The organism is Segatella hominis, from assembly GCF_019249725.2.
In the GTDB taxonomy this organism is placed as follows: Bacteria; Bacteroidota; Bacteroidia; order Bacteroidales; family Bacteroidaceae; genus Prevotella.
The window spans coordinates 3569609-3593797 of sequence record NZ_CP137559.1; the positions used below are offsets into that span (position 1 = coordinate 3569609).

The window sequence follows — 24189 nt, forward strand, 5'->3', positions numbered from 1 at the left end:
ATCGCATCAAAAAGTAAGAATTAACTTTTTTAACTCGTTTGAAATACGAAAAAGCAAGTTAACATTTTGCCGTGTCAAAAGAAAAAAGTAAATTTGCACTCGTTTTAGGGAAGTGTTTGGTAAGAGTGCTTTACCTTATTAATATAGTATAGAAGAATGTTTCATTAAAATAATAAATTAAATATTATGGCAGTAGATTACAAGAAAATCGGTCTTGTGAACACTAAGGAAATGTTTGCAAGAGCTATCAAGGGCGGTTGGGCCGTTCCTGCTTTCAACTTCAACAACTTGGAGCAGTTGCAGGCTATCATCCAGGCTTCTTCTAACTTGAAGTCACCAGTTATCCTCCAGGTATCTAAGGGTGCTCGTAAGTATGCTAACCCTACTTTGCTCCGTTACTTGGCAGAGGGTGCTGTAGAGTATGCAAAGGAGTTGGGTTGCAACCATCCTGAGATCGTTCTCCACCTCGATCACGGTGATAGCTTCGAGACATGTAAGAGCTGTGTAGATTTCGGCTTCTCTTCTGTAATGATCGACGGTTCTGCACTTCCATACGAGGAGAACATTGCATTGACAAAGAAGGTTGTTGACTACGCTCATCAGTTCGGTGTAACTGTAGAGGGTGAGCTCGGTGTCCTCGCTGGTGTTGAGGATGACGTAGTTGCTGAGGAGTCTCACTATACAAAGCCTGAGGAGGTTGTTGATTTCGCTACACGTACAGGTGTTGATTCATTGGCTATCTCTATCGGTACATCTCACGGTGCTTACAAGTTCAAGCCAGAGCAGTGTACACGTGACCCTAAGACTGGTCACCTCGTTCCTCCTCCATTGGCATTCGACGTATTGGCAGCAGTTGAGGAGCAGCTTCCTGGTTTCCCTATCGTTCTCCACGGTTCTTCTTCAGTTCCTCAGGAGTATGTTGATATCATCAACAAGTTCGGTGGTAAGTTGCCAGATGCAGTTGGTATCCCAGAGGAGCAGTTGACTAAGGCTTCTGAGAGCGCTGTTTGCAAGATCAATATCGACTCTGACTCTCGTCTTGCTTTCACAGCAGGTGTTCGTGAGACATTGGCTCTTCACCCAGAGTACTTCGACCCACGTCAGTACTGCGGTAAGGCTCGTGAGTACATGGTTGATCTCTATAGCCACAAGATCAAGGATGTTCTTCATTCTGACAACAAGTTGGCTAACCTCGACTAATTCGAGTTTTTTCAATCTAAGATATGAGAGTGGAATCCGAAAGGCTTCCACTCTTTTTTTGCTTTTTATAGGCTGACTCTTGATAGGCAGATTGATGGTGGTCTTTTGTTTTGAAAAGGTGTACTTTTTGTTTTAAATCAGTTTGCTATAAACCATATTAATATCCGTTAGCATAGTTTGACGGTATTCGCTCTTATTCTTCAAGAAAGATTTCATATTTTTGCAACCGAAAGAAATACTTTGCTTGGGCAAGTATGCTTTTATTCTTATATAATATCATTGTACTGGTAGAAGATGACGACAGCGTTTGGAGTAACGCAATTTAACTAAAAACATAAGTGTAAAGTAACTAAAGACAATATAGAATGATTAAACAAAAATAAACAAGCAATAAATAGAATACAAGTAAATGATATTAGATTATGAGAAAATTTTCAATGATGCCGATTTTGGTATTGGCAATGGCATTGGGCTTTGTAAGCTGCAGTGCAAGTGATGATGGAGTAAACGATGGAATGCTTGGTCAACAGACCACTACATTCATGCCTTCGTTCTCAATGTTGAGTTACACACAGTCTGCAAGTACACCTATCCTACAGGATGGTAGCAACAACGCTGAAATGGAAGAGAAGCTTGTCTGCAAGATTCTGCCAGGTGGAAAGTTGATGCTGACTCACAAGAATGTTGTTTTTGATGATGCTGTAAGCATTAAGATGGAAACAACTTTGGTGGGCAACAAGTTGATTATCACAGAGAATGCTGACTATGGAGTGTCTGGCAACTATGGCTACTATACTCTGAATACTACAGTAGGTACGCTGAAAGATGGTAACTATACGATTGTTGTCATGCGCAACCAGAATGTGAGAGCAGAGTTCCAGATGTCTTACGATTCATCTAAGGCTAAGAACCAATAATTGTATTTCCGACGACCAGTTTAAATTTTATTTTTTGTTAATTTCACTGATTAATAGCTCAGGTGAACAGTCCTTTAGTATAACCTTATTATTCTTGTCCAACAGATAAATGGTTGGCATAGCGCGTAAGCTATATAAATCACTGATTTTATCATCTGCATGAATTCTTAGGAGTTGGATATCCTCCGGTATGGTCTGTTTGTTAAGCCATGCAGTAATCTTATGACAATTCTCGCAGTCAGGATCATAGAAATAGAGAATTACTTTCTGATTCTTATATTCGTTCAACTGATGTCTCATTCCTTTTTCATCCTTCCATTTGAAGTCAATAGCCGTATTGCCGGGCAGGTTTTTATTGGTCTGCTTGTATTTAAAAGTCCATCTTTCTTTTTCCACATCATCTATGCATGGTGAGGCTATTATATCTTTTATGAAAAGGAGGTATGTGTGGTCGTTCCTCATAGGCGACTTCGGATTACCCAGATAGTGTTCGATGAGGCTCTCGAATTTGTCTTTACTCTTCGGGCTCCCAAAAGCTTTTGAAGCAAAGATATGCACACTCTGCTCTGCGGTAGTTGGGGTAAAATGAGGAATGAGATCGATGAAATTGACAAATCCTTGTTCTGAGATATTGGCATTGCTAAGTTGCAAGGTATCCTTGAAGTCAAAATTGTCCCAATAATGGAGACCCAGATAATTGAGCCGTTGTTCTACGGATTTGAGAGAGTCGGGCATCACAGGATAGACAAACGAGCGGTTTTGTCCGATAGCTTGCAGAATGTTCAATGAGAACACCAATGCGGTGATAATAATAATTCGATATCTCATAAGCCAATTCTTTTTTGCAAAGTTAAATAATAAATCTGAAAAAGGCAACAATAATGTGCAGTTTTTCAAAAAATGAATGTCGTGGAGCTATAGAAGGTGAGTTCAACTCGGCAACTATATCTCCGACGACCAGTTTAAATAGTTTTCGCTATTTGGTGTTCTTAGTAAAAGTAAATGATATTTAATGATTCTGTAAAATCCGTTGTTTTTATCTATATGTAAAAGTAATTTCTTTAGCCTTTGTCTTCACGTTTGCTGCGTTTATATAGCCTCCGTTGTAGTAGCTGGCTTTCACATAGAACTTACCCCGAGTACCGGATGTGTTGACTCTCATGTTCTTGATGGTAATGGTCTGTGTCGTACCCACTACGCTGGCAGATTCATATTTCACAACAAACCAGTTGTTCCATCCTTTTCCTCCATCTACTTCCGCAGTAGAACCTACTTCTATACCGCAATTCTGCGGATTGATATCATTAGAAGCGATTTTGATTTCTATTGGAAGCAATTCCTTCGGATAGTTAGCCGGAATCTTGAATTTCAGTTGTGCTGTGGCGCTGATACCCTTACCCATCGTAGCAGGGAACTCAAACTCATATTCCATATTCTTGATGGTATAGATGTGGATATTCCTGCTCAGACCATGCTTCTTGTCCAACAGTCGGATGATTCCTTCCTTCATGGAATTATCAATGGTGCTCAATGTATAATGAATGCTTCCTTCGCCATTATTGAATGTAATGACAGGAGTCTCATTGATAGCACAATTGGTATTCTTCATCCAAATTGCTTCAAAGTCATTTGCGGTAATGTCGGTATCGCCAGCATACTTGAAGGAAATACTTTGTGCTGCAGTAGCTCCCTCGTTCAAGAGAATATAGGTGCCATTTGTGATACTGAGGGTATATTTTCCGTCTGAAACTTCTGGTACAATGTCTTCTACTACAATCCAAGGGTTGTTGGCTGGTGTTCCATTTACGGCTGCATCAAAGCTGTCATAGCCCAATGAAGCATCCAGTTTCTTCACCTTAATCTTATAGATATGGTTTCGCTTGATGCGGTAGAGCTGGTTGTCCTTGTCCTGCAAAAGCACGAGGAAACGTTTGTGGGTACCGTTCTTGTAAGTTGCCCAGAGAATAACCTTCAGCGGTTTGCTGGCATCATTGCGATTCTCAAAGGTATAGGCGATATTCTCCATCTGTCCCTCAGAACCCTGGTATGTCTTCTGGTCTTTGGTAGGAGTGATATAATCAGGGTTCCATACTGCCATCTCATGGGTGTCAGGGAAGGTGAGGTCTGTCTTGAATGGAGCAATCGTACCGTGTTCCTGACCGTCGTAGATAGATACTATCACCTTTTCAATTTCGTTAGCCACCTCGTCTTCCAGTTCAACCTTCACCTTGGCTCTGTCTCTGATGAGATGTATCACAGGCTTGTCGGCTCCACCATTGAGGAAAGCTTTCATCTCCTCCGGCGTATTTTTCTTGACATATCCCCAATAGACGATTTTTTGAGACTGATCTTCTCCAGCGCTTGATTCGAATGAAGTCATGAGCATATTCTCATGCATTCCGATCCATTTAGGAGATTGGGTGATGTCCAACGTAGCATTGGCAACAAAGTGGATTCTTGCGGTAGAATTTGGTATTGTAGCCTTGATGCCTTTCGGATTGCTGCTGCCGTTTTCCAGGATATCTCCTTTAGGCGTTGTTTCAAGCGTAAGATCTTTTGCAAGTCCTAAGAAGAAACCGTCCTTGTCGAAGCAGAAAAGCTGGATGTCTTCTGCCCGGTCAATACCTTCATTACCGTATGTCTGACTTCTGGTTATGGTCTGGTTCTCCTCATAGCTCGGAATACCAACATAAGTGGTAATGGTATATTCGTTTCCTTGTTTTTCCCAAAGCTCAGAAGGACCATTCTCAACCATGTCGTTTGTGCAGGCTGTCAGCATAGCCAACAGTCCTGCAATCATACTCATATAATATTTTAAATGTTTCATAATAGTGCCTCCTTTGTGATGGTTTATTCTTTCTTGTTTTCTAATGCAGTTACTTCTTCAGGTGTAAGGTCGCGGACGCAGCGTACGAATCCTTCTTCATCAGAACCTTTCGAATTTGCTGTTACCAGCTTTCCACTCAAAGACCAATATGAATAGCCTCTAAGGACCTCTGTTACGACATCCTGACCAGATTTGTATTGGTAGTTTACAATCACTTTGATTTCCGATTCCGTAGGAAGTCGCCAATTGTCATAACGGGTTCCGTCTGTTCCTACTTCTACATAGTCATCACAGTGCTTGGATGCGTTGACTCCTTTGCTGAAAACGGTTACGGTACCGAGCTGAGATGCCAGAGCAAAAGCAGGTGATACTACGTCTTCTGAAGACAACTTTGTGGTCGGATTGATGTTGTTTACATGCCCAATCGTATAGTTTCCGTTGGTGTGCGTGATTTGAACCACATACATGTTGTTGTTGGATTGGTCTTTTCTTGCTTTATTCAGAGTGGCTTGGTATGCATTTTCTTTATATTCATCTTGGTATTCCCAAATATATGTGCCTTCTATGATATCTGACCACCAACCCCATCCTTCTTGTATCTTACCATAGGTATAAACCTTTGCCTTGAAGTTATTATCAGATGATATCTTGCTGGTTTTGTGGGCTTTTTGATGTTCTTGCCAATCAATCCATCCGTCCAGACTCTTGGTAGAGTACCATCCTGCAATGGCCTGTATGTACTCCAATGGATATTGCTTGATGGTTACCTGTTCTGTCTTCTTGTTTTCTCCTTCACCGCAGGATATGGTAAACTTGATGTATTTTACGGTCAACGGAACAAATTCTTTAGCTTGGATATTGACGATACCCTGGTCTTTCTTCTCTGTATGACCATTGGCGAAATTCAGACTGATTTGTGGATAAGTACTTCCTGACTTAATCGTCTTCTTCGTGCCGTTCTTGTCGTAATAATAAACTTCGTCTATTTGGACAGTACAAGCATCGGAAGCATAGAATTGGATCGTCTTGTTATCCACTTTCTCATTTCTCATGATATGGAAGGTAGGGGTAACCAGGAGATAACTATGCTTATCGGCATTGATAACGGTTTCTTCGCCTTCTGTCCATTTCATCACGTCGTATTGGATATCCGCCTGGGTTCCATAGACGATTTCAGTACTGCTGCCACGATTGGTAATGTTGGCATTGACGGTATAGATATGGTTGCGTTTCAACTCTGTTTCGTTGATGTCACGTACAGGTATGCTATAGAAGTTGTCTGTGGTTTCGCCAACGGTTCCTTCTCCTTCAGCATCTTCTGAAATCTTGGTCAGCGGTACTTTCACAATCAACTTAGGCATCTGCTCCGTATTGTCCCATTGGGTAGCATAGCTGTAGGTGGTAATGGTAAAGTTTCCGTTTTCCCCCATAGCACTTTCGTAAGCTCCACTCATATTGCCCAAAGTCTTGGCAGAGTTCTCGCCGAAGAATGTGGTAGCAGTATTGTAGTTCTGGAAATTCCAACTTGGATTGCCAACAGTGTATCCAGGCACATTGATGTTGAGCTTTACCAGGATTTTAGCTGCTGCACGGCAGAGACTGGTTTGAATGGTCTGGCGGGCAGCTGTTGTTACGAGATAATCGGTCGTGCTGCTCATCAGGAAGTTCTTGCCAGGATTGGTATTCGTCTGGTATGGTTTCCAGATGTCTGCATCCGTCTGGGTCTTTCCTGCTAATTCGCTCAGAACATTGATGCCTTGCAGTGATTCCTTGGCATTGGCAATGGTAACAACCTGGTAAGTTTCATTTTCTACCAGCTGGTTCTTGTCTTTCCAGTTGCCCTGGTCCAAAGTAGCAGTAGTACCTTGAGTCATGCTTGGCAATGTCTTGCTCAACTTGAGCGTTGCATCGGCTTTACCAAAGATTTTCACATCGAGCTTATCCAACTTAGCCTCGTTGAGGCTCATGTCGGATGCAACTCTTGTCTTGGCATCAGTCACCTGTGGATAAATGCTGAGGCTCTCTTCCATTCCGATCGTATCGTTGAAGGCATCTTCCCCAGCGCACCCGGATAAGAGTACGCCCATGATGAAGGTCAGCATTGCTTTCCAGGTTCTGTTATATTGATAATTGATCTTCATGATGGTGTCATTTTAAATGTTACTTCACTTGAACAAAACTGATTTCCGTAGAGGTTCCTGGCAATTTTTCTTCGCCTTCACCCACGTTGATGAGTGCTTTGTTGCTTGGAACGATCGTCAAGAAGATATTTGCATGATAGTTGTGTGGATTTGCCATATCAAGAATCTTCTTAGGCACTACATAGAAGCTGATGGTTTCCTTGTTGCCGTTGCCTTCCAGGGTATTCTTGATTTCTCCACTTTCGTCTCCCGCTATCACAAATCCGAAGACTGGATTGTTGCTCTGGAGAATCCATTTCCTGCCACCTGTATAGATATTTTCGAAGGTAATCTTCGGTCCCCAGGTAGGCTCATTGAAAGCTACTTGTATGCCTCCGTCATGGGTTTGATAATCGCCTTCTACGACGGTATGGATTTCTACCTTATCTACATAGTTGTACTTTCCGCCATCTTCCCAGTCGAGTACGGTAGGGTTGATTTGCAACTTGCCGCCTTCGAGAAAGTATGCATAGACTACCAACTCGTGGTTGCGTGCTGCAGGCTTCATGTTGGAAGGTATCGTGAAGGTGGTACTTTGCTCTGGAGAGTCCTCACTCAGTTTGAAATAAATTCTACCTGTGATAGGTCGGTTGCTCTCTCTGAGATAAGTACGGTGCTGGGATACGAAGTTGGCTCCATCCAGACGCGTCATGTATTCAGCTGCTTTTTCACTGCTTCCTCTGTGGAAAGTTGTTGGGTCTGCAACACTGGTAATGTATCTGTTGGAAACTCCTCCGAGCGTCACCTTTGACTGTACGTAGGTGGTAGTTCTATTATACTGGGTGGAGATGAGTCCGGCAGTCTCGCGGTATGCATAGGTGGTTGCATCAGGGAAGACATAACTGGCTTGTGGTATGATGTCCTCATTCAATTCTATCTTGGTGATCAATGCCTCTTCTGTTCCTCCATCAGTCTTTCTTGCGAAGAAGAAGTGCAATTTAGAAACGGCTCTTACCAACGGGATGATCACGCTCTTGGCTGCAGCAGCAGTTTCTGTATCTGCCACATGATCTGCTACAGAGATATGGGTGATGACTCTTGACAGTGGCAGTCCTGTAGCAGGAACTTCTGTTGCCTGAGCTTTACCTTCACCGTTGATGCCGAACTGATTCTTGATGACCATTTCCTTCAATTGCTTGCGGGGCAACATCTTGTTGGCAGTATTTTCTGGGAAAATACCCTCGATGCTTTCCGCATTTGCCAGAATGAAAAGGTCGAGATTCTCAAGTTCGTTTCCTCCCGATTTGCGAGGAATTTTCATGCTTACTGTCTTTACGGCTGTTTCGCCGTTGACAGGAGTGGTGAGAATTTCTTCTCTATAGCTTACTGCGATGGCATCATCACCTGTAGAGTTGGAATTGAAAGCCCAAACTCTGATGCTGTGGATGCTGCTTTCCGTAGCAGGATTGGCTGGGTTGCTGTCGAAGTCATCTGCTCTACTCATCGCTGCCCTTGACTCGGTAGGAGAGGAAGTCAGAAAACTGAGATTCAAATAGGTCTCGCTGTCGTCATTGGCAGTGCCTGGACCATAATCGTCATAGACGCATGATGTGAAGACGCTGATGGCTAAAAGCGAGAGTAGCAATGCCGTGAGTGCCATCAAGAAGGTCTTGATTCGATTCCTTCTTTTGTATAATTTAATGAAGTCATTCATAGCGTCCTCCTTTCTTTATTGATTATTGCCTAATTCTGTATCTTTGAGGTTGACATTCCAACCATTGACATTCACCTTGGTGATCATGTTGTAATCTCTCTTGTCCGATACGTAGAACATCAGAACGTAATGGTCTTCACGGTCCAGATATTCCTGATCATCCCAATTCTGGTTTACCTTTTCTCCGCAAAGAGCAAGGAACCAAGGGAGAGAATGATTGAATAATTCTATAGGATTATCCTTATCGCGCAGGTCGGTGATAATGATGCGCTTGTCATCATATTTGCTTTTGTCACCATCCCTTACGGCACGTCTGTCACTCTGTCTTTCAAACATACGAGAAGATGAGAGATCGTAAATCAAGGCCTGATCTACAGGTTCTTCATTCACCTCGGTATGTGCACCGTCATAGTTTGCTCTGCGCTCCATGTTGTATGGCAAGTAGGTGATTCCTTCGTTCTTCACTTTCTCTCCATTGTGATCGAGCCATGCAGCAGAACCTTCGATGCGAACGTCGAAATTCTCAGGTTTGAAATCCGCCTGGTCGTTCTCGTAAGGGAGCAATACGATGCGGTAAGTCTTGGTACACTTCATTAAACTGAGTGTAGAAGTCACTACTGTACCTTCGTTTCCATTTTGGTTCAGCCGCTGGAAGTCCACCTGAGTCTTTGCTGTGTATAAGGCAGCAAACTCCTTGTCGTTCTTGATTTCTTCGCTATTGTCCTTACCCATCCTTACGGTCAGGTCGTCAATGGTAGAAACGCCCGGTGTAAGAGAAGCAAAGCTGAACTCCATCTCGTCATCTTCTGCTCTTGACATCACCTGACGGTCGCGAGCCAGACATACGAAGGTATATTTCCCATCCTTCAGACCCGTAATTTCCATCGTGTGTCCAGTTTCAAACTTTTCTCGGCTTTCGATATAAGAGTCAAAGAATTTGCCGTTTTCATCAAAGGCATAAACGTTGATATTCTTAACTTCAGCGGCGAAAGCGTCAGCTTGTTTCACGTTATATGTATAGTCGAACTGGAGAGCCACTTTACTTATTGCAGGCGGGCAGTCGTCCATGTCTTCCTTGATGCAAGAAGACATTGTGGTTAGTGCTATGGCTGAGAAACATACCAATTTAAACCAGTTGTTGTTGATGAATTTTGCCATATCGTTAAATCTTTATATTGTTAATATTCTTAGAAAAGTTCTCTTGAGTTATCTGGAGTGCCCTGCTTTTAGGGTAGGGCATCGTTGATTTCGTCTTTGGGGTGCTTTACTGGAAGCACTGGGTAATCCCATCTTTCGGATGGAGGAAGTAGTAGGGGGTGAGTTTTATATCACTGTCTTATGAAGGCTTCGTTCTTGATTCTTTGGAGGAAATCTTTCGGAGGCAATGCCCCCGAAAGATTGATGATTGTTACTTCAACTGAATATTAGTAGAGTTAAGTACCCAAGGGTTGATAGCTACTGTTACATTCATGTAGTAGTTAGGCTGGATATCGTCTGGAGTTGGTCCGTTAGGAACATCCTTACCTAAGTCGTAGATACCATTCACATTCATGCGATAGATGCTGTTGCGGAGAATTGAGTAATAACCTTCACGTACGTAGTAGTTGTCCTCAATGGTGTAGCAGTAGTACATCTTACCTGCACGGTAAACTTCGATGTTGTTGGCCTTGCGGAAGTTTGCTAACTTTTCGCCTTCCTCAATCAATTTGCCGTTTGCATCCTTAATATTATTTACCACTTCTGCTGCTGTGAGCTCTCCGAATGGGTTACTTACTTCATCGTCTGCCATCAAATCTGCGATACGGGTGTAAAGCTTGCCGTCATAGCGATAGAATGTGCCATCTGCGAAGTCTGCATTTGCCTTAGCACTTTCTGTCAATGTGGCCTTGATGCAGAAGTAGATTGATGTTGCATCATCCTTTTCATTTGTCGTATTTTCAAACATATAGTTCTTAGGAGTACGGGCGTTGGTGGTGAAATTCTCAAGACCTGCAGCCTGATACTTGTTACCGTACTCTGTTGTTGGCTTGTAGTAAGGAGTAGTTTCTGCAATCAGCGCATTGAGTGTCCACTTACCTGTTGTGTTCCAATTCTGCACTACGTAAGAGTTGTTGTTCAAGTTTGACAGTGCGTATGTGTCATAAACTACACCTTCCAGATAATCCTCAAAGTTCTTGGTGGTAGTTTCTGGCTTTCTTTCAATCTTGTTTACCTCTACGGTAGGAGCATCTACTCTTGCTACAACTCGGTCGAGAGAGATCTGGGTAGCAATGGCAGGGGTAGCCTCGTTCTTATTGTCTGCTGTAAAGGTAACAGTACTATGAGCTGCCTGCTTGTTCTTGTCGTTCTGGTTGAACATCACGAAATGGTTGTTGCCTGCATAGTTTGCACCTCCGACTGTTGATCCTGCAAATGCTGCATTGGCTGCGAGAGGATTGTCCAATTCTGCGTTTGCCAAGAAGTAAACGGTGTATGGTGTGTTCTCTTTCACTTTGGTTACACTCACTTTGATAGGCTTGGTCTCACCAACTGTTGTCTGGGTAGGAGCTGTCTTCCAGTCGCTTGCCGTTACGTTCTTCTTGAAGATTCTTTCTGAACCTTGATAGATATAGATGGTACCAGATGTGATGGCACTTTCCTCTACAGTTCCGTTTTCAGGGTTAGATTGGATAGTTCTGGTAGCATCACCAGCAGAACCTTTTACTTGGATAGTCATGTTATAGAAACCATCTACTGTTTCCTGACCAGTGGTAGGAGACATTGTATCGTCAGTGCTGCAACTGTTGAATGTGAATGCTGCTATCGCTAACATACTCATTGCGAATAGATTAAATTTCTTCATAATCTTAAGTTCTTAAAACGTTAAACAATTATTTTACTTATACATTAATTCTAAAAAGGAAGTTTCGCATATTTTGTAGCAAAAGTTATTTGCTTTTTGTATAAACCTTCTTAAACTTAAACCTCTTTACAATTTATGAGTCATCTTTTACTTATGAAATCCTCTTTTGTTGAATAATCATCTTTTACTATACATTATATATATAGATATTCATCCTTTGATTACATCCTTCTGAGAAGTTCCTGAAGATTGATCTTGGCTTCCTTCAATCCAGCCTTATCAGCTTTTTCGAAGTAGGTCTTGGCAGTCTGATAATCATTCTTCAGAACAGCAAGTGCGCCTTTAGCGTTGTCCACTTCCGGACCATTTCCAGCCTTCTTCAAGTAATTCTCTGCGCTTACCTTATCGCCTCTGTCGATGGCAGTATAGGCTGCGTTGAGATTAGCAAGTTCTTCCTCTGGGAACATCTTTACGGCGATATCAAATACCTCATTGTATTCCTTGCTTCCCTTTTCGTAACTGTTGGCTACGGCATACATCTCTTCGAGGGATAGCTTTTGTGGACGGGTCTTGATAATCTTGCGAGCTTCTTCGAGATTGAAATGTCTTACGTCGTAATTGATTTCATATTCGGTGCGGCGCAAAGATGGATATACTTGATTGATAAGATATCTGTGTGCATCTCCTGCCTTGGCTGCAATAGCTCTTTCCGTTTCGTCTGGTCCCATGTTGCTGTTGAGGATGTTCTGCACGGTTGCCTTCTGAGGGATGTTGTTCTTGCCTACGTAGTCACGCACTCCCTGCCAGTCTTCTGCAGTAGAGGAGAACTTGAACAGTTCCTTTTCCACTGGATAGAGGTTGCGCAGATAGTCATAAACGGCTTTAGTACGGTTCTTAGCCAATTTCTCATTGTTGGCATAGCTGCCGTCTGGGGAGGCGTAACCATGTAGTGTAATCGAAGTGATGTGTACGTCTGCGTCGTTCTTCACCAGGTCGATAGTCTTGCGCATCTTGTCTAATTCTGCTTGATTGTTGCCTAGTTCTGTATTGATAATTGCTTTGTTGATATGAAAGTTGAGTTGTGCCGTACCCTTTTCCTGTCGGTTCTTGATAGGTTCTGCCTTAGGTCTCACGTATGCATATTGCAATTTCATTGGTCCTGGCAGGGCTTCACCGATGCGGCTGAACAAACCGTTTTCCACAATAGCTTGGTTACATCCGCAGACATCTTGTCCGACAACGAGTTGTGAGTTGTTCATCCACTCGCGATATGGAATTGTATAAGCATAATGTATGGTCTGCGTTTCCTTATTGTTACGTCTGGTAACGATAAGTGGATTTTGGGTGGCAGTCTTATTGTTGCGCTGGTAATAGATGTAGCGTTTGCGTCCCATGATTTCCACCGCAGGCATTTTGAGCGTATCTTGCTGGTTGACGATCATCGGGATGATGACGGTTCCCTTATTGCTTTTCACCTGAAGGTTGTCAAGCTTGAAATCCATATTGACAGCAATGTTATTGCCTGTTTTTTTCACTTCCTTGTTGAGAAGGCTCACTTTTCCACCTACCAATTGCTGTGCTTTGGCAGGCATACAGAGCAGAATGACTGCTGCTGCGAGGCTTAATTTGATGATATGAAATGTTCTCATAATTGAAGTCTTTTACTAAATGATAGAAACAATGTAATGCCTAAATGATAAGAATACTACCTTGCTGATGTCGTTTAGAAGACATACACCAGGTTGATGGCTGCCTTGGTAGGGCCTACGTAGTGGTGGCTCTTGTCACTTTCTACTTTCTCGCCGCATTTCTCACATTCGTATTGGTCATACTTGGAGAAAACGTACCCTAATCCCAACTCTGCTTCCAAGTTCCAGTGCTTGGAGAGTGTCCAGGTGTAGCCGTATGCGATTCCGGCTCCTATCATCCATCCCTCGAAGCGATGTTCTTTCAACTTGGAGAAATCAGTTCCCAGTAACATGAAGTCTGCATCAATATTACCTATATTATACTGTCCACCCAAGGCATGGAAACCAAGGAAGTGACCCATCATCTTGTTGCAGAACCAATATCGCGCTTCAGGTTGTACGATCCAATGCTTCCACTTCTTATTGTCAGAGAAAGACCAAGGATTATAATTTCCCGACAGATCGAATGTCCATTTTGGTGCAAGGCTGAACTCAACTCCAAGATTGAAGGTGGTTGTTGCATCATACAAGAGGTTGGTCTTGATGGCTGCCTTTTGGGCTATTGCCGAATAGGAAAATCCTATGCAGGCAATCATTGTTATAATCATCTTTTGCTTCATAATCTTATGTTTTATGATTTTGTTCTTAGAAATATTTATTTTTATTATTCTTTTAAACTTTGAAGTTCTTAGAAAAATTACTTTTATGATTCTTGTCTTTTACTTTTTATTGGTTTTAGAAATCATTACTTTTATCTTTCCTCTAAACTTTGTAAGTTCTTAGAATCGTTAAATGGTAGATTTTTTGTTCTTTCTGGTGGCAAATTTATGATGAATTCTCTTTGGTTGCAAGTTTTTTAGCACTGAAAAATACTGAAAAATGCGATTTTTTCTATATTTACAACTAAAAAACACTGAAATTTACCCCTAAAAACTAAAAAAATCCCCAAAAAGAATACGGATCTCAAAATAAAAGCGTATTTTTGCGAAAAAGATGATCATTAACTTTTTGATAGAATTATTGTATGAAAGGTCTTAGTAATAGTACGGTGAAAATGATACGATTTATAGAATTGTATCTTTGTCCACAATATTGTGGTGTTATTGATAGAAGAAGAGTGATAGCTTATCTGTTCTTTACACTGATAGAAGCTGTTGTGATTCCTCTGCATTTTTTCTTGTTCCTGATGTTCTGGGAGCCTATAGGCTTTGCACTTACCTGTGCGCATCTGATAGTTTTCTCTGTCATCCAATGGACCATCTGGAAGCAACGCTTAAGTTTCGATAATGGTTTGTCTGCCCTGCTGATGCTGGCTGCTGGTAAACTGATGATTGACAGTATATTCTGTATTTTTTTTGGAGTTGTCGAAGACCATATCACGGTTTTGGGTAATGTCTTCGTCATGATGGTTATCGGAATTACCGCTCTCAGTCTGATGTTGCGTAAAACGGCTTTGGTCGTAGCTCTGGCGATGATTCCTGTATTAGCTATATATATCTATGCAGAACCTTCTGTTACCTTATGGCTTTCATTGAAGCCTTTACTCGTGGGCATATTGATGTTTGGCTATGTCTATACCTATAATATGAGTAAGGTGACTAAAGGATTGCGCCAACCGCGTGAAATCAATCAGGAAGAGAAGAAGGCATTGGAAATGCTTGCCAATATTCGCGATTTGGATCACGATAAAGCAGAAAGTTTGCTGGAAAGACTTAGTCCTGAAATGCGTCACCGTTTAGTGGGGCTAGCCACTGAGCGGTTGAAACGGGAAGAAAGGGAACTCTTAGCTTGGGATCTGGTATGTGTGGAACTGACCAAAAGCGAAAAGGTTATCTGCAAATTGATATTGGAAGGAAAGACTCTGAAGGAAATCTGTTCTTTACTCAACAAGTCTGAGTCTAATATCACCAGCCAGCGCTGCCATATTCGCAGAAAACTGAAAATGGGCCGTAAGGATGATCTGCGGCGTACTTTGGAATTAAAAATAATAGAGATAAGAGATGCGCTTTAGGCCATCTCTTATCTCTATTATTTTTGTGTCAACCGTTCATTGATGTTGATGAACTGTCTTTTAATCTTCCATTCTCAGGAAAGCTTTAGGCAGATAGTCTATGAGATCGCCTGCGATGAGGCTCTCCTTACCTATGTCTTTTATAGCTAAATCGCCAGCGAGTCCATGAAGATACATACCTATCCTGCAAGCCTCTGCCTGTCTGTAACCTCGGGCTAATAAGGCAGTGATAATGCCTGTCAAGACATCTCCGCTGCCGGCAGTAGCCATTCCGCTGTTGCCTGTGGAATTGAATTCGATATGCCCGTTTGGCGAGCAGAGTGCAGAATAATGCCCTTTGAGAATGATGTACGCCTGGAGCCGCTCTGCCAGTTCACTGGCTTTCATCAGCCGTTCGTAACTATTTGTACAGGTGTTACCTACCAGACGGTCTAATTCCTTAGGGTGGGGAGTCATGATGATTCCCTTCGGCAGTTGCTGCATCCAGGCTCTATGACTTGCCAGAATATTGATAGCATCTGCATCTACGACGAGTGGACAGGCGGTACGTCGTATTTGTGCAATCAGGGCGATGGCTGTTCCTTCGTTGATACCTAATCCCGGACCGATTCCGACGGCATCAAAGGTGTCTGCATCTGTAGGTTCACTGAAATATGTCTCTTCGTGATCCAGTTGGAGGACAGCTTCCGGTACGCTGATTTGCATGATATCGTAATTTCGCTTGGGCGTATGGGTAGTAACTTTTCCTACACCGGCTCTCAGACAGGCTTTGGTTGCCAATATGGCTGCTCCTGTCATTCCATAGCTTCCTGCGATGAGAAGCGCATTGCCCATACTGCCTTTGTGGGCAAAGTCGTTGCGAGGTCTCATCATGTGGCGGATATCGCTTTCTTCCAGGATGGAACATTTGCAGTCGGCATTTTGTATGAACTCATGCGAAAGGCGGATATCCAGTACCTTGAGGCGCCCGATGTACTGCTGCATGTCGGCAAGCATCATGGAAAGCTTTTTCTGCTGGAGTGTCAGGGTTAGGTCTGCATGGATGATGTTGGCGTGGATGTTATAGGTGTTATCTTCGCACATCAGTCCGGACGGGATGTCGATACTTACCACCTTGGCTGCACTCTGGTTGATGTATTTCACCATTGCAGCAAAACCTCCGGCTAAAGGCTTGTTAAGACCGCTGCCAAACATGCCGTCGATGACAACGGTCTTGTCTGTGAGCTGCGGCGGATCAAGGTTGACCGTAATTTCTGTAAATTGTCTGATCTGTTTGCATTCTGTAAGCCTCTTCTTATTGGCTGCACAGTCTGCAGAGAGTTTATTATGTACGTTAAACAGATATACCGAAACAGGATAACCATCTTCTGCCAGTAGTCGGGCCACCGCAAGCGCATCACCGCCATTGTTGCCAGGACCGGCAAAGACAACAATGGGAGTACGGCTGGACCATTCTTCCTCAATGCTTCGGGTAATGGCTTTAGCCGCACGCTCCATCAGATTGAGCGATGAGATAGGTTCATGCTCGATGGTATATCTGTCCAATTCATGAATCTGAGTACTTGTAAATATCTTCATATTTCTCCTATTTCTCCTATTATTGTGGGGGTGTTCTTTTTCTACAAATGCAAAAGTACTAAAAAAAGCCCGATGAAAGCACGAAGTTTCGTATTTTTTTCGTAATTTTGCACAAAATATTATTTTCAAGACTATGGGTATAGTTAAAATCAAGGACAAAACCTTTAAGACTTCCATTCCGGAAGCAGAGATTTTGAAGAAAGTACAGGTCGTGGCAGACCGCATAAACAAGGACTTTGAGGGTAAGAAACCTGTGTTCTTGGCAGTGTTGAATGGCTCGTTTATTTTTGCTGCCGATTTGATGCGCATGATAACGATACCGAGTGAGATTTCGTTTGTGAAATATGCTTCCTATGAGGGCACTTCCTCTACCGGCAGCATGAAGACGCTCATGGGTCTCAATCAGGATTTGGCGGGTCGCCATGTCATTATTGTGGAGGATATCGTTGATTCTGGTTTTACCATGGCCCACATGATAGAGGAACTCAAGAAAATGAATCCTGCATCAGTAGAAATCTGCTCTCTTCTCGTGAAACCGGGTAACTTGAAGGTTAATCTCGATATCAATTATGCAGTGATGGAAATCCCTAACGATTTCATCGTAGGATATGGATTAGATTATGACCAAGAAGGCAGAAACCTCCGCGACATCTACACGATTGTAGAAGAATAGGGGGTGAAGCATGTGGGAGAAAATTAGTGATTATTGCTTGGATGTCTCCAAGTATCTTATAACAGCAGCGTTTATAACGACTTTTGTTGGTGATATTGGGGAAGAACTTCATTGGCTTATTTATCTGATTAGCTTTATCTTGGCAGTGGGGCTTTTTTGGGTCGCTCTGTATTTTGACAAGAAAGGTAAGAAAGAGAAAGAAGAAAGACGTAAAAAATATACTAAGTTTAATAATAAAAATAGGAGGATATAAGTATGAACACTTTAATCTTTTTAGGTATGTTCACTGTTTTCTTTGGTGTAACGATTGCTATACTTTTGTCTCCTTGGGGGCAGAAATGGATGAATGAATATTAATTTCTGACACAACATAAAACAATTTATATATATTAAGGTAAAAATGAAAAATATCGTAATTTTCGGTGCTCCAGGTGCTGGTAAAGGTACTCAGAGCGACAAGATGATCGAGAAATATGGTCTCGGTCACATTTCTACAGGTGATGTACTCCGTAATGAAATCAAGAACGGTACAGAACTTGGTAAGACTGCTAAGGGTTATATCGACAATGGTCAGTTGATTCCAGACGAGTTGATGATCGACATCCTCGCAAGCGTATATGATAGCTTTGGTAAAGAGCATAAGGGTGTGATTTTTGATGGTTTCCCACGTACCACTCCACAGGCTGAGGCTTTGAAGAAGATGTTGGCTGAGCGTGGTCATAAGATTGCTGCCATGATTGAGTTGGCTGTTCCTGAGGATGAGTTGATGGCTCGTTTGATCAACCGTGGTAAGGAAAGCGGTCGCTCTGATGATAACGAGGAGACTATCAAGAAGCGTCTCAATGTATATCATACACAGACTGCTCCTCTCATCGATTGGTATGAGAAGGAAGGTATTCATCACCACATCGAGGGTCTCGGTACTGTAGATGAGATCTTCGCTCGTGTTTGCAATGTGATTGACAACCTCTAATGATCATATTTAATGTGTAATGTTTAATGTTTAGTTGGGTTTGCGCCTTGGGTGCAGCTTGATAAAAATTAGGCATTGCACATTACTTTCTTTCAACCAGGAAGAGGATCTATCAGGAAGAGAATCAAACATAAACATTAAACAATAGAAAAAAAATGGCTGAATCCAATTTCGTAGATTATGTAAAAATCAATTGCCGCTCTGGTAAGGGTGGTAAAGGCTCCATGCACCTGCGCCACGTGAAGTACCAACCTAATGGTGGTCCTGATGGTGGTGATGGCGGACGTGGAGGAAGCATTTATCTTCGCGGCAACCACAATTACTGGACGTTGCTGCACCTCAAATATCAACGTCACTTCTTTGCTGAGCATGGTGGTAATGGTGGACGTGATAAATGTCATGGCACTGACGGTAAGGACATCTATATTGACGTACCTTGTGGTACGGTGGTTTACAATGCTGAGACTGGCAAGTACGTTTGTGATGTAACTTATGATGGGCAAGAAGTGCTCCTGCTCAAGGGTGGTCGTGGTGGACTTGGTAATTTCCAGTTCCGTACTTCTACCAATCAGGCGCCACGTTATGCTCAACCAGGAGAACCTATGCAGGAAATGACCATCATCATGGAGTTGAAACTTCTGGCTGATGTGGGTCTTGTTGGTTTCCCTAATGCGGGAAAGTCAACTCTTCTCTCTGCTGTGTCAAGTGCTCGTCCTAAAATAGCCAACTATCCATTTACTACGCTTGAACCATCATTAGGTATCGTGGATTATCGCGATCACCAGAGTTTTGTCATGGCTGATATTCCTGGCATCATCGAGGGTGCGAGCGAAGGAAAGGGACTCGGTTTGCGATTCCTCCGCCATATTGAGCGCAACTCTCTCTTGCTGTTTATGGTACCAGGAGATACGGACGATATCAAGAAAGAATATGAGGTGCTGCTGGGTGAGTTGAAGAATTTCAATCCGGAGATGCTCGACAAGCATCGTGTACTTGCCATCACCAAGTGTGACCTTCTTGACGAGGAACTCATAGAGATGCTCAAGGAAACGCTTCCTACCGACCTGCCTGTGGTTTTCATATCTTCAGTGACAGGACAGGGTATTCAGGAACTCAAGGATATTCTGTGGAAAGAGTTGAACTCAGAGAGTAATAAGCTCCAGGAGATTACTGCAGAAGATACGTTAGTTCATCGTGATAAGGATATGTCTCGCTTCCAGCAGGAATTGGCTGATGAAGGTGAGGATATCGTTGAATATATCGATGAGGATGATATCGAGGACGTAGAAGACCTGGATGATTTTGAATACGAGTAATGATAAAGGAATATAATATAGCCTCTGATGTCATGGCTTTTTCTACCACTCGTCAGGGTGGGGTGAGCCAGGGCAACTATGGTGAATTTAATATAAATGAGTTTTGTGGTGATAATTCGGAATGCGTGGAGGCTAACCGCAAGGCTTTGGCTCATGAACTGGGTGTTGAGGAAAATCTTATTCTCATCCCACATCAGGTTCATGGCGTGGAGGTAAGACAGATTGCAGGTGAGTTTCTTTCAATGCCTGAAAATATCCGTAAAATGGTGTTGGAGGGAGTTGATGCTATTATGACCAATCTGAAAAATGTCTGTATCGGTGTTTCAACGGCTGATTGCATTCCTGTACTTCTCTATGATGAGGAGCATCATGCCGTGGCTGCCATTCATGCCGGTTGGAGAGGAACCTTGGCTCGCATCGTACATAAGACCATGCAAGAGATGGCTTTTGCCTACAAGACAGAGCCTAAACATCTCAAGGCAGTGATAGGTCCTGGCATCTCTATGGAGAATTTTGAAGTGGGAGATGAGGTTTACGAGGCTTTTGAACAAGCCGCTTTCCCAATGGAAGAAATAGCAGCGCAATATCCTAACGCTGCTTTCAAGGCCAATCCTGAGGAACGTGAGCGCATGGCAGCTGAGGGAAATATTGATCAACCTTTGAAATGGCACATCAATCTGCCACTTTGCAACAAGGAGATTCTTACCCATTGCGGTGTTCTGGAGGAAAATATCCATGATTGTGGCATTTGTACATTTGCTCATTCTGATGAATATTTTTCAGCCCGCAAACTTGGAACAGATAGCGGACGAATTTATACAGCTATTATGTTGAAATAATGATAAAAAAACATCCACGAAACGCATTTCGGTACGTTCGTGGATGTTTTTTTATATTCTATTGATTACTTTTTCTGCGACTTGCGGTTGGCGCGTTGTTGGCGATATTTAGCTTTCTGACGAGCAGAGCCACTGCCGTGGGCGCCGGTAATGTACTTTTTCTTTTTGGCCTTAGTCTTCACCTTGCCGTCGTCGTCCTTTTTAGGACCACCACCGCTTTTGAAGACCATGCCGCCCATGATTATATCGTCTATATCATTCATGTCGTTTTTATATTGAAGGGGGGATGAATTCTTCACTCTTCACTCTTCGTTCTTCACTAAATTAATGATGGAACAAGCGAACATGTGTGAACGCCATGGCGATACCATATTTGTCACATGTCTCAATAACATTGTCGTCACGGATAGAACCACCAGCCTGTGCGATATATTCTACGCCACTCTTGTGAGCACGCTCAATGTTGTCACCGAATGGGAAGAAGGCATCACTACCCAGGCAAACACCTGTGTTCTGTGCAATCCATGCTTTCTTCTCCTCACGTGTCAAAGGCTCAGGCTTCTCAGTGAAGAACTGCTCCCAAACACCATCCTGAAGAACGTCTTCCCATTCGTCTGAGATATATACGTTGATGGTATTGTCACGGTCTGCACGGCGGATCTTCTCCTTGAAAGGCAGGTTCATGACTTTAGGGCACTGGCGCAACCACCATTCATCAGCCTTGTTACCAGCCAGACGAGTACAGTGGATACGGCTCTGCTGACCGGCACCGATACCGATAGCCTGTCCGTCCTTCACATAGCATACAGAGTTACTCTGTGTATATTTCAATGTGATGAGTGCTATGATGAGGTCACGCTTAGCATCTGCAGGGAAATTCTTGTTTTGTGTAGGAATATCCTCGAAGAGTGCTGGGTCGTCTAATTTAACTTCATTACGTCCCTGCTCGAAGGTAACACCGAATACCTGCTTGTGCTCGATAGGAGCTGGCACGTAGTCAGGATCAATCTGGATGACGCAGTAGGTACCCTTGCGCTTCTCCTTCAACACCTTGATGGCCTCAGGAGTATAACCAGGAGCAATCACGCCATCGCTGACTTCTCTCTTGATGAGGAGAGCTGTAGCCTCGTCACAAACATCGCTCAATGCTACGAAGTCACCATAAGAACACATACGATCGGCACCACGTGCACGAACGTATGCGCAAGCCAATGGAGACAACTCGAAGTTGACATCATCGCAGAAGTAGATCTTCTTCAAAGTGTCGCTGAGAGGAAGTCCTACTGCGGCTCCGGCAGGAGATACGTGCTTGAAACTTGCTGCAGCTGGAAGACCAGTGGCAGCCTTGAGCTCCTTGACCAATTGCCAAGAATTGAAGGCATCGAGGAAGTTGATATAGCCAGGGCGGCCATTCACTACTTCGATAGGCAGTTCGCTTCCATCCTCCATATAGATTCTGGAAGGTTTCTGATTCGGATTACATCCGTACTTGAGTGCTAATTCTTTCATTGCAAACATGTATTTATTAAGAATTTGCTGCAAAGTTACAAAAAATATCGCATTTTTGTAGCATCGAATCAAACTTTTTTGTACTTTTGCAGGCAATTAGGTAACGATAGAGAAAAAGTAGAGAATACGTTAGTAAAAAGATAAAGAGAATTGCAAATTTCATGATGTTATGAAAAATGACTTAGTACTTCTCACCCATGAGGTGGAGAAGAAGATTGGTAAGAAGATTCATGTAGGTTCTGATTTTGAAAAATTAGCTTCTATCTTCTCTGTGAAACATCATCTCAAGGTGAGTGCACAGGGACTGCACAAGGTGTGGGGATATGTGAGTGGTAAGGAAAAACCTACCAAGGAAACGCTCAATAAACTGGCACTTTTCGTAGGGTATCAAAGTTGGGATGATTTTCATGAGGCTCTTCATGGTGAAGATGATGGAAATCTGAGCTATGATACGGATGAAGATCATGAACTGAAGCCTGATTCTTCGGATGATATTGATTGATAGAAAATTGTCTTGTGAAAAAACAAAAAAGGAGATTCCGCAAATGATTTGCAAGGAATCTCCTTTTTATTTTACTTGGATAGTAATCAAGTGAATTACTCTGCGTTCTTGGCAATAGTCTTCTTCTCAGCGATACGAGCCTTCTTACCAGTGAGCTTACGCAAGTAATACAACTTAGCGCGACGTACTTTACCATGCTTGTTCACCTCGATAGAATCGATAGCTGGTGACTCGATAGGGAAGATACGCTCAACACCTACTGTACCAGACATCTTACGAACTGTGAAACGCTTCTTGTCACCATGACCAGAGATCTTGATAACAACACCACGGTAGAGCTGGATACGCTCTTTTGTACCCTCGACGATTTTGTAAGCGACTGTGATAGTATCACCTGCCTTGAACTCAGGGAACTTCTTGCCGGTTGCAAATGCTTCTTCAGCAACTTTAATCAAATCCATTTTTTGTATAGAATTAAAAATTGTTTGTCGTTCCTGCGCAACATGGACGGGCAACTCTTCTGCCCAGACAACAGCGGTTACGCCGAAAAGCGGGTGCAAAGTTACGCTTTTTTCTTCTATCTCGCAAATTTTCAATCATTTTTCTTAGTTTTTTCCACAAATATTCGTATCTTTGTGTCATCATGTTTTAAATTTAGTAAGTATGAAGAAAAAAAATAGTGGTAAATGTATGCTGGCAGCAGCTGCTATGTTGCTGATGGTCAGTCCTTCTGCTGCTCAAAAATACAAGGTGGCAAAGGTGGAACGTACTCGCATTCTCATCGATCAGCGGTGGGATGCTAAACCTGATGCTGAGGCTGCCCAGTTTATTGCTCCTTATAAAAATAAGGTGGATAGTATTATGGGGCCTGTTGTTGGTAGTATTGCCCACGATATGACTCGTCATCGCCCTGAAAGCGAACTCAGTAATCTGCTCTGTGATATCTTAGTTTGGGGTGGCAGACAGTTTAATGAGCAGCCTGTCTTCTCGGTGTATAACATGGGTGGCATCCGAAGCAATCTTGCCAAGGGAAAGATCACCGTGGGTGATGTAAACGATATGGCTCCTTTTGAGAACAAAATCTGTTTCCTCACCCTCAAGGGCGATAAGGTGCTCGAACTCTTCCAGCAGATAGCCCATCGTGGGGGAGAAGGTTTGAGTCATGCTGTCCGCCTTATTATTACAAAGGATGGCAAATTGAAGGAGGCTACTATCAACGGTCAGCCTGTTGACCCTTCTAAGTCTTATCGCATTGCTACGCTCGATTACCTGGCTGAAGGTAACGACCAGTTAGTGGCTTTCAAGAGCGGTACGGATGTTCTTTCACCTAAGCAGAAAGAAAATAACGTGCGCTATATTATCATGGATTATTTCCGTGAGATGCAGAAGCAAGGAAAGTGCGTGGAGTCTAAGATAGAAGGACGATGCATAGTTGAGTAATGAGAAAATAAAAGTAGAAATGATGAAGCATACATTATTA

At 42.9% G+C, this 24189-nt stretch carries 22 protein-coding genes; 10 read left to right on the top strand and 12 right to left on the bottom strand.

From position 1 onward, the window contains the following. The first annotated feature begins 186 nt into the window (after positions 1 to 186). Together KUA50_RS14560 and KUA50_RS14565 are read left to right on the top strand one after the other, a co-directional pair. A complete protein-coding gene (locus KUA50_RS14560; RefSeq protein ID WP_118190424.1) occupies positions 187 to 1200 on the top strand; it encodes a class II fructose-bisphosphate aldolase in 1014 nt (337 codons plus the stop codon). 422 nt (positions 1201 to 1622) lie between these two features. Continuing rightward, positions 1623 to 2117: a hypothetical protein gene (locus KUA50_RS14565; protein WP_218456456.1), complete on the top strand. Its 495-nt coding sequence runs from the start codon at positions 1623 to 1625 to the stop codon at positions 2115 to 2117. A gap of 27 nt (positions 2118 to 2144) precedes the next feature. Here KUA50_RS14565 and KUA50_RS14570 read toward each other — a convergent pair whose 3' ends face one another. From KUA50_RS14570 to KUA50_RS14605, 8 genes are all read right to left on the bottom strand, one after another. After that, positions 2145 to 2945, bottom strand: a complete 801-nt coding sequence (locus KUA50_RS14570) for a DUF5106 domain-containing protein (protein WP_218456455.1) — start codon at positions 2943 to 2945, stop codon at positions 2145 to 2147. Between the two features lie 208 nt (positions 2946 to 3153). Next, entirely contained in the window at positions 3154 to 4944 is a 1791-nt protein-coding gene (locus KUA50_RS14575; protein WP_218456454.1) for a hypothetical protein, read from the bottom strand. A 23-nt stretch (positions 4945 to 4967) separates the two neighbouring features. Then, on the bottom strand, positions 4968 to 7085 hold the full coding sequence (locus KUA50_RS14580; RefSeq protein WP_218456453.1) for a DUF1566 domain-containing protein: 2118 nt from the start codon (positions 7083 to 7085) through the stop codon (positions 4968 to 4970). A 19-nt stretch (positions 7086 to 7104) separates the two neighbouring features. Further along, entirely contained in the window at positions 7105 to 8778 is a 1674-nt protein-coding gene (locus KUA50_RS14585) for a hypothetical protein (protein WP_218456452.1), read from the bottom strand. 15 nt (positions 8779 to 8793) lie between these two features. Next, positions 8794 to 9936, bottom strand: coding sequence for a FimB/Mfa2 family fimbrial subunit (locus KUA50_RS14590; protein ID WP_218456451.1), 1143 nt, complete (start codon positions 9934 to 9936; stop codon positions 8794 to 8796). Between the two features lie 250 nt (positions 9937 to 10186). Next, positions 10187 to 11620, bottom strand: a complete 1434-nt coding sequence (locus tag KUA50_RS14595) for an Mfa1 family fimbria major subunit (protein WP_218456450.1) — start codon at positions 11618 to 11620, stop codon at positions 10187 to 10189. A 221-nt stretch (positions 11621 to 11841) separates the two neighbouring features. After that, positions 11842 to 13269, bottom strand: coding sequence for a DUF3868 domain-containing protein (locus KUA50_RS14600; RefSeq protein WP_218456449.1), 1428 nt, complete (start codon positions 13267 to 13269; stop codon positions 11842 to 11844). A gap of 74 nt (positions 13270 to 13343) precedes the next feature. Then, positions 13344 to 13928 carry a DUF3575 domain-containing protein gene (locus KUA50_RS14605; RefSeq protein ID WP_022109766.1) on the bottom strand — a complete coding sequence of 195 codons (585 nt, stop codon included), beginning with the start codon at positions 13926 to 13928 and terminating at the stop codon, positions 13344 to 13346. A gap of 434 nt (positions 13929 to 14362) precedes the next feature. Here KUA50_RS14605 and KUA50_RS14610 point away from each other — a divergent pair, with 434 nt between their 5' ends. Then, on the top strand, positions 14363 to 15319 hold the full coding sequence (locus tag KUA50_RS14610) for a helix-turn-helix transcriptional regulator (RefSeq protein WP_218456448.1): 957 nt from the start codon (positions 14363 to 14365) through the stop codon (positions 15317 to 15319). Between the two features lie 60 nt (positions 15320 to 15379). Here KUA50_RS14610 and KUA50_RS14615 read toward each other — a convergent pair whose 3' ends face one another. Beyond that, positions 15380 to 16897, bottom strand: a complete 1518-nt coding sequence (locus KUA50_RS14615; RefSeq protein WP_218456447.1) for an NAD(P)H-hydrate dehydratase — start codon at positions 16895 to 16897, stop codon at positions 15380 to 15382. 133 nt (positions 16898 to 17030) lie between these two features. Here KUA50_RS14615 and hpt point away from each other — a divergent pair, with 133 nt between their 5' ends. From hpt to pgeF, 5 genes are all read left to right on the top strand, one after another. Continuing rightward, positions 17031 to 17570, top strand: coding sequence for a hypoxanthine phosphoribosyltransferase (gene hpt, locus KUA50_RS14620; RefSeq protein WP_218456446.1), 540 nt, complete (start codon positions 17031 to 17033; stop codon positions 17568 to 17570). Positions 17571 to 17580: 10 nt separating this feature from the next. Continuing rightward, positions 17581 to 17823 carry a DUF6722 family protein gene (locus KUA50_RS14625; RefSeq protein WP_153092324.1) on the top strand — a complete coding sequence of 81 codons (243 nt, stop codon included), beginning with the start codon at positions 17581 to 17583 and terminating at the stop codon, positions 17821 to 17823. A gap of 147 nt (positions 17824 to 17970) precedes the next feature. Further along, complete coding sequence (locus KUA50_RS14630) at positions 17971 to 18543, top strand: adenylate kinase (protein ID WP_022109761.1); 573 nt, start codon at positions 17971 to 17973, stop codon at positions 18541 to 18543. 155 nt (positions 18544 to 18698) lie between these two features. Then, complete coding sequence (obgE, locus tag KUA50_RS14635) at positions 18699 to 19859, top strand: GTPase ObgE (protein WP_022109760.1); 1161 nt, start codon at positions 18699 to 18701, stop codon at positions 19857 to 19859. Then, positions 19859 to 20698 carry a peptidoglycan editing factor PgeF gene (gene pgeF, locus KUA50_RS14640; RefSeq protein WP_218456445.1) on the top strand — a complete coding sequence of 280 codons (840 nt, stop codon included), beginning with the start codon at positions 19859 to 19861 and terminating at the stop codon, positions 20696 to 20698. The genes obgE and pgeF overlap by 1 nt, the downstream gene beginning before the upstream one ends. A gap of 65 nt (positions 20699 to 20763) precedes the next feature. Here pgeF and KUA50_RS14645 read toward each other — a convergent pair whose 3' ends face one another. Together KUA50_RS14645 and KUA50_RS14650 are read right to left on the bottom strand one after the other, a co-directional pair. Next, on the bottom strand, positions 20764 to 20961 hold the full coding sequence (locus KUA50_RS14645; protein WP_022328416.1) for a hypothetical protein: 198 nt from the start codon (positions 20959 to 20961) through the stop codon (positions 20764 to 20766). A gap of 61 nt (positions 20962 to 21022) precedes the next feature. Beyond that, on the bottom strand, positions 21023 to 22207 hold the full coding sequence (locus KUA50_RS14650) for a phosphoribosylaminoimidazolecarboxamide formyltransferase (protein ID WP_233524625.1): 1185 nt from the start codon (positions 22205 to 22207) through the stop codon (positions 21023 to 21025). Between the two features lie 169 nt (positions 22208 to 22376). Between KUA50_RS14650 and KUA50_RS14655 the strand changes: the two genes are divergently transcribed. Beyond that, positions 22377 to 22709, top strand: a complete 333-nt coding sequence (locus KUA50_RS14655) for a hypothetical protein (RefSeq protein WP_218456444.1) — start codon at positions 22377 to 22379, stop codon at positions 22707 to 22709. A 95-nt stretch (positions 22710 to 22804) separates the two neighbouring features. On the opposite strand, the gene rplS is transcribed toward KUA50_RS14655, so the two are convergent. Further along, positions 22805 to 23170: a 50S ribosomal protein L19 gene (rplS, locus tag KUA50_RS14660; RefSeq protein WP_218456443.1), complete on the bottom strand. Its 366-nt coding sequence runs from the start codon at positions 23168 to 23170 to the stop codon at positions 22805 to 22807. Positions 23171 to 23372: 202 nt separating this feature from the next. On the opposite strand from rplS, the gene KUA50_RS14665 reads away from it, so the two are divergent. After that, the gene (locus tag KUA50_RS14665) at positions 23373 to 24149 is read left to right on the top strand and encodes a 5'-nucleotidase C-terminal domain-containing protein (protein WP_413777434.1); all 777 of its coding nucleotides are present in this window, start codon (positions 23373 to 23375) and stop codon (positions 24147 to 24149) included. Positions 24150 to 24189: the final 40 nt, after the last annotated feature.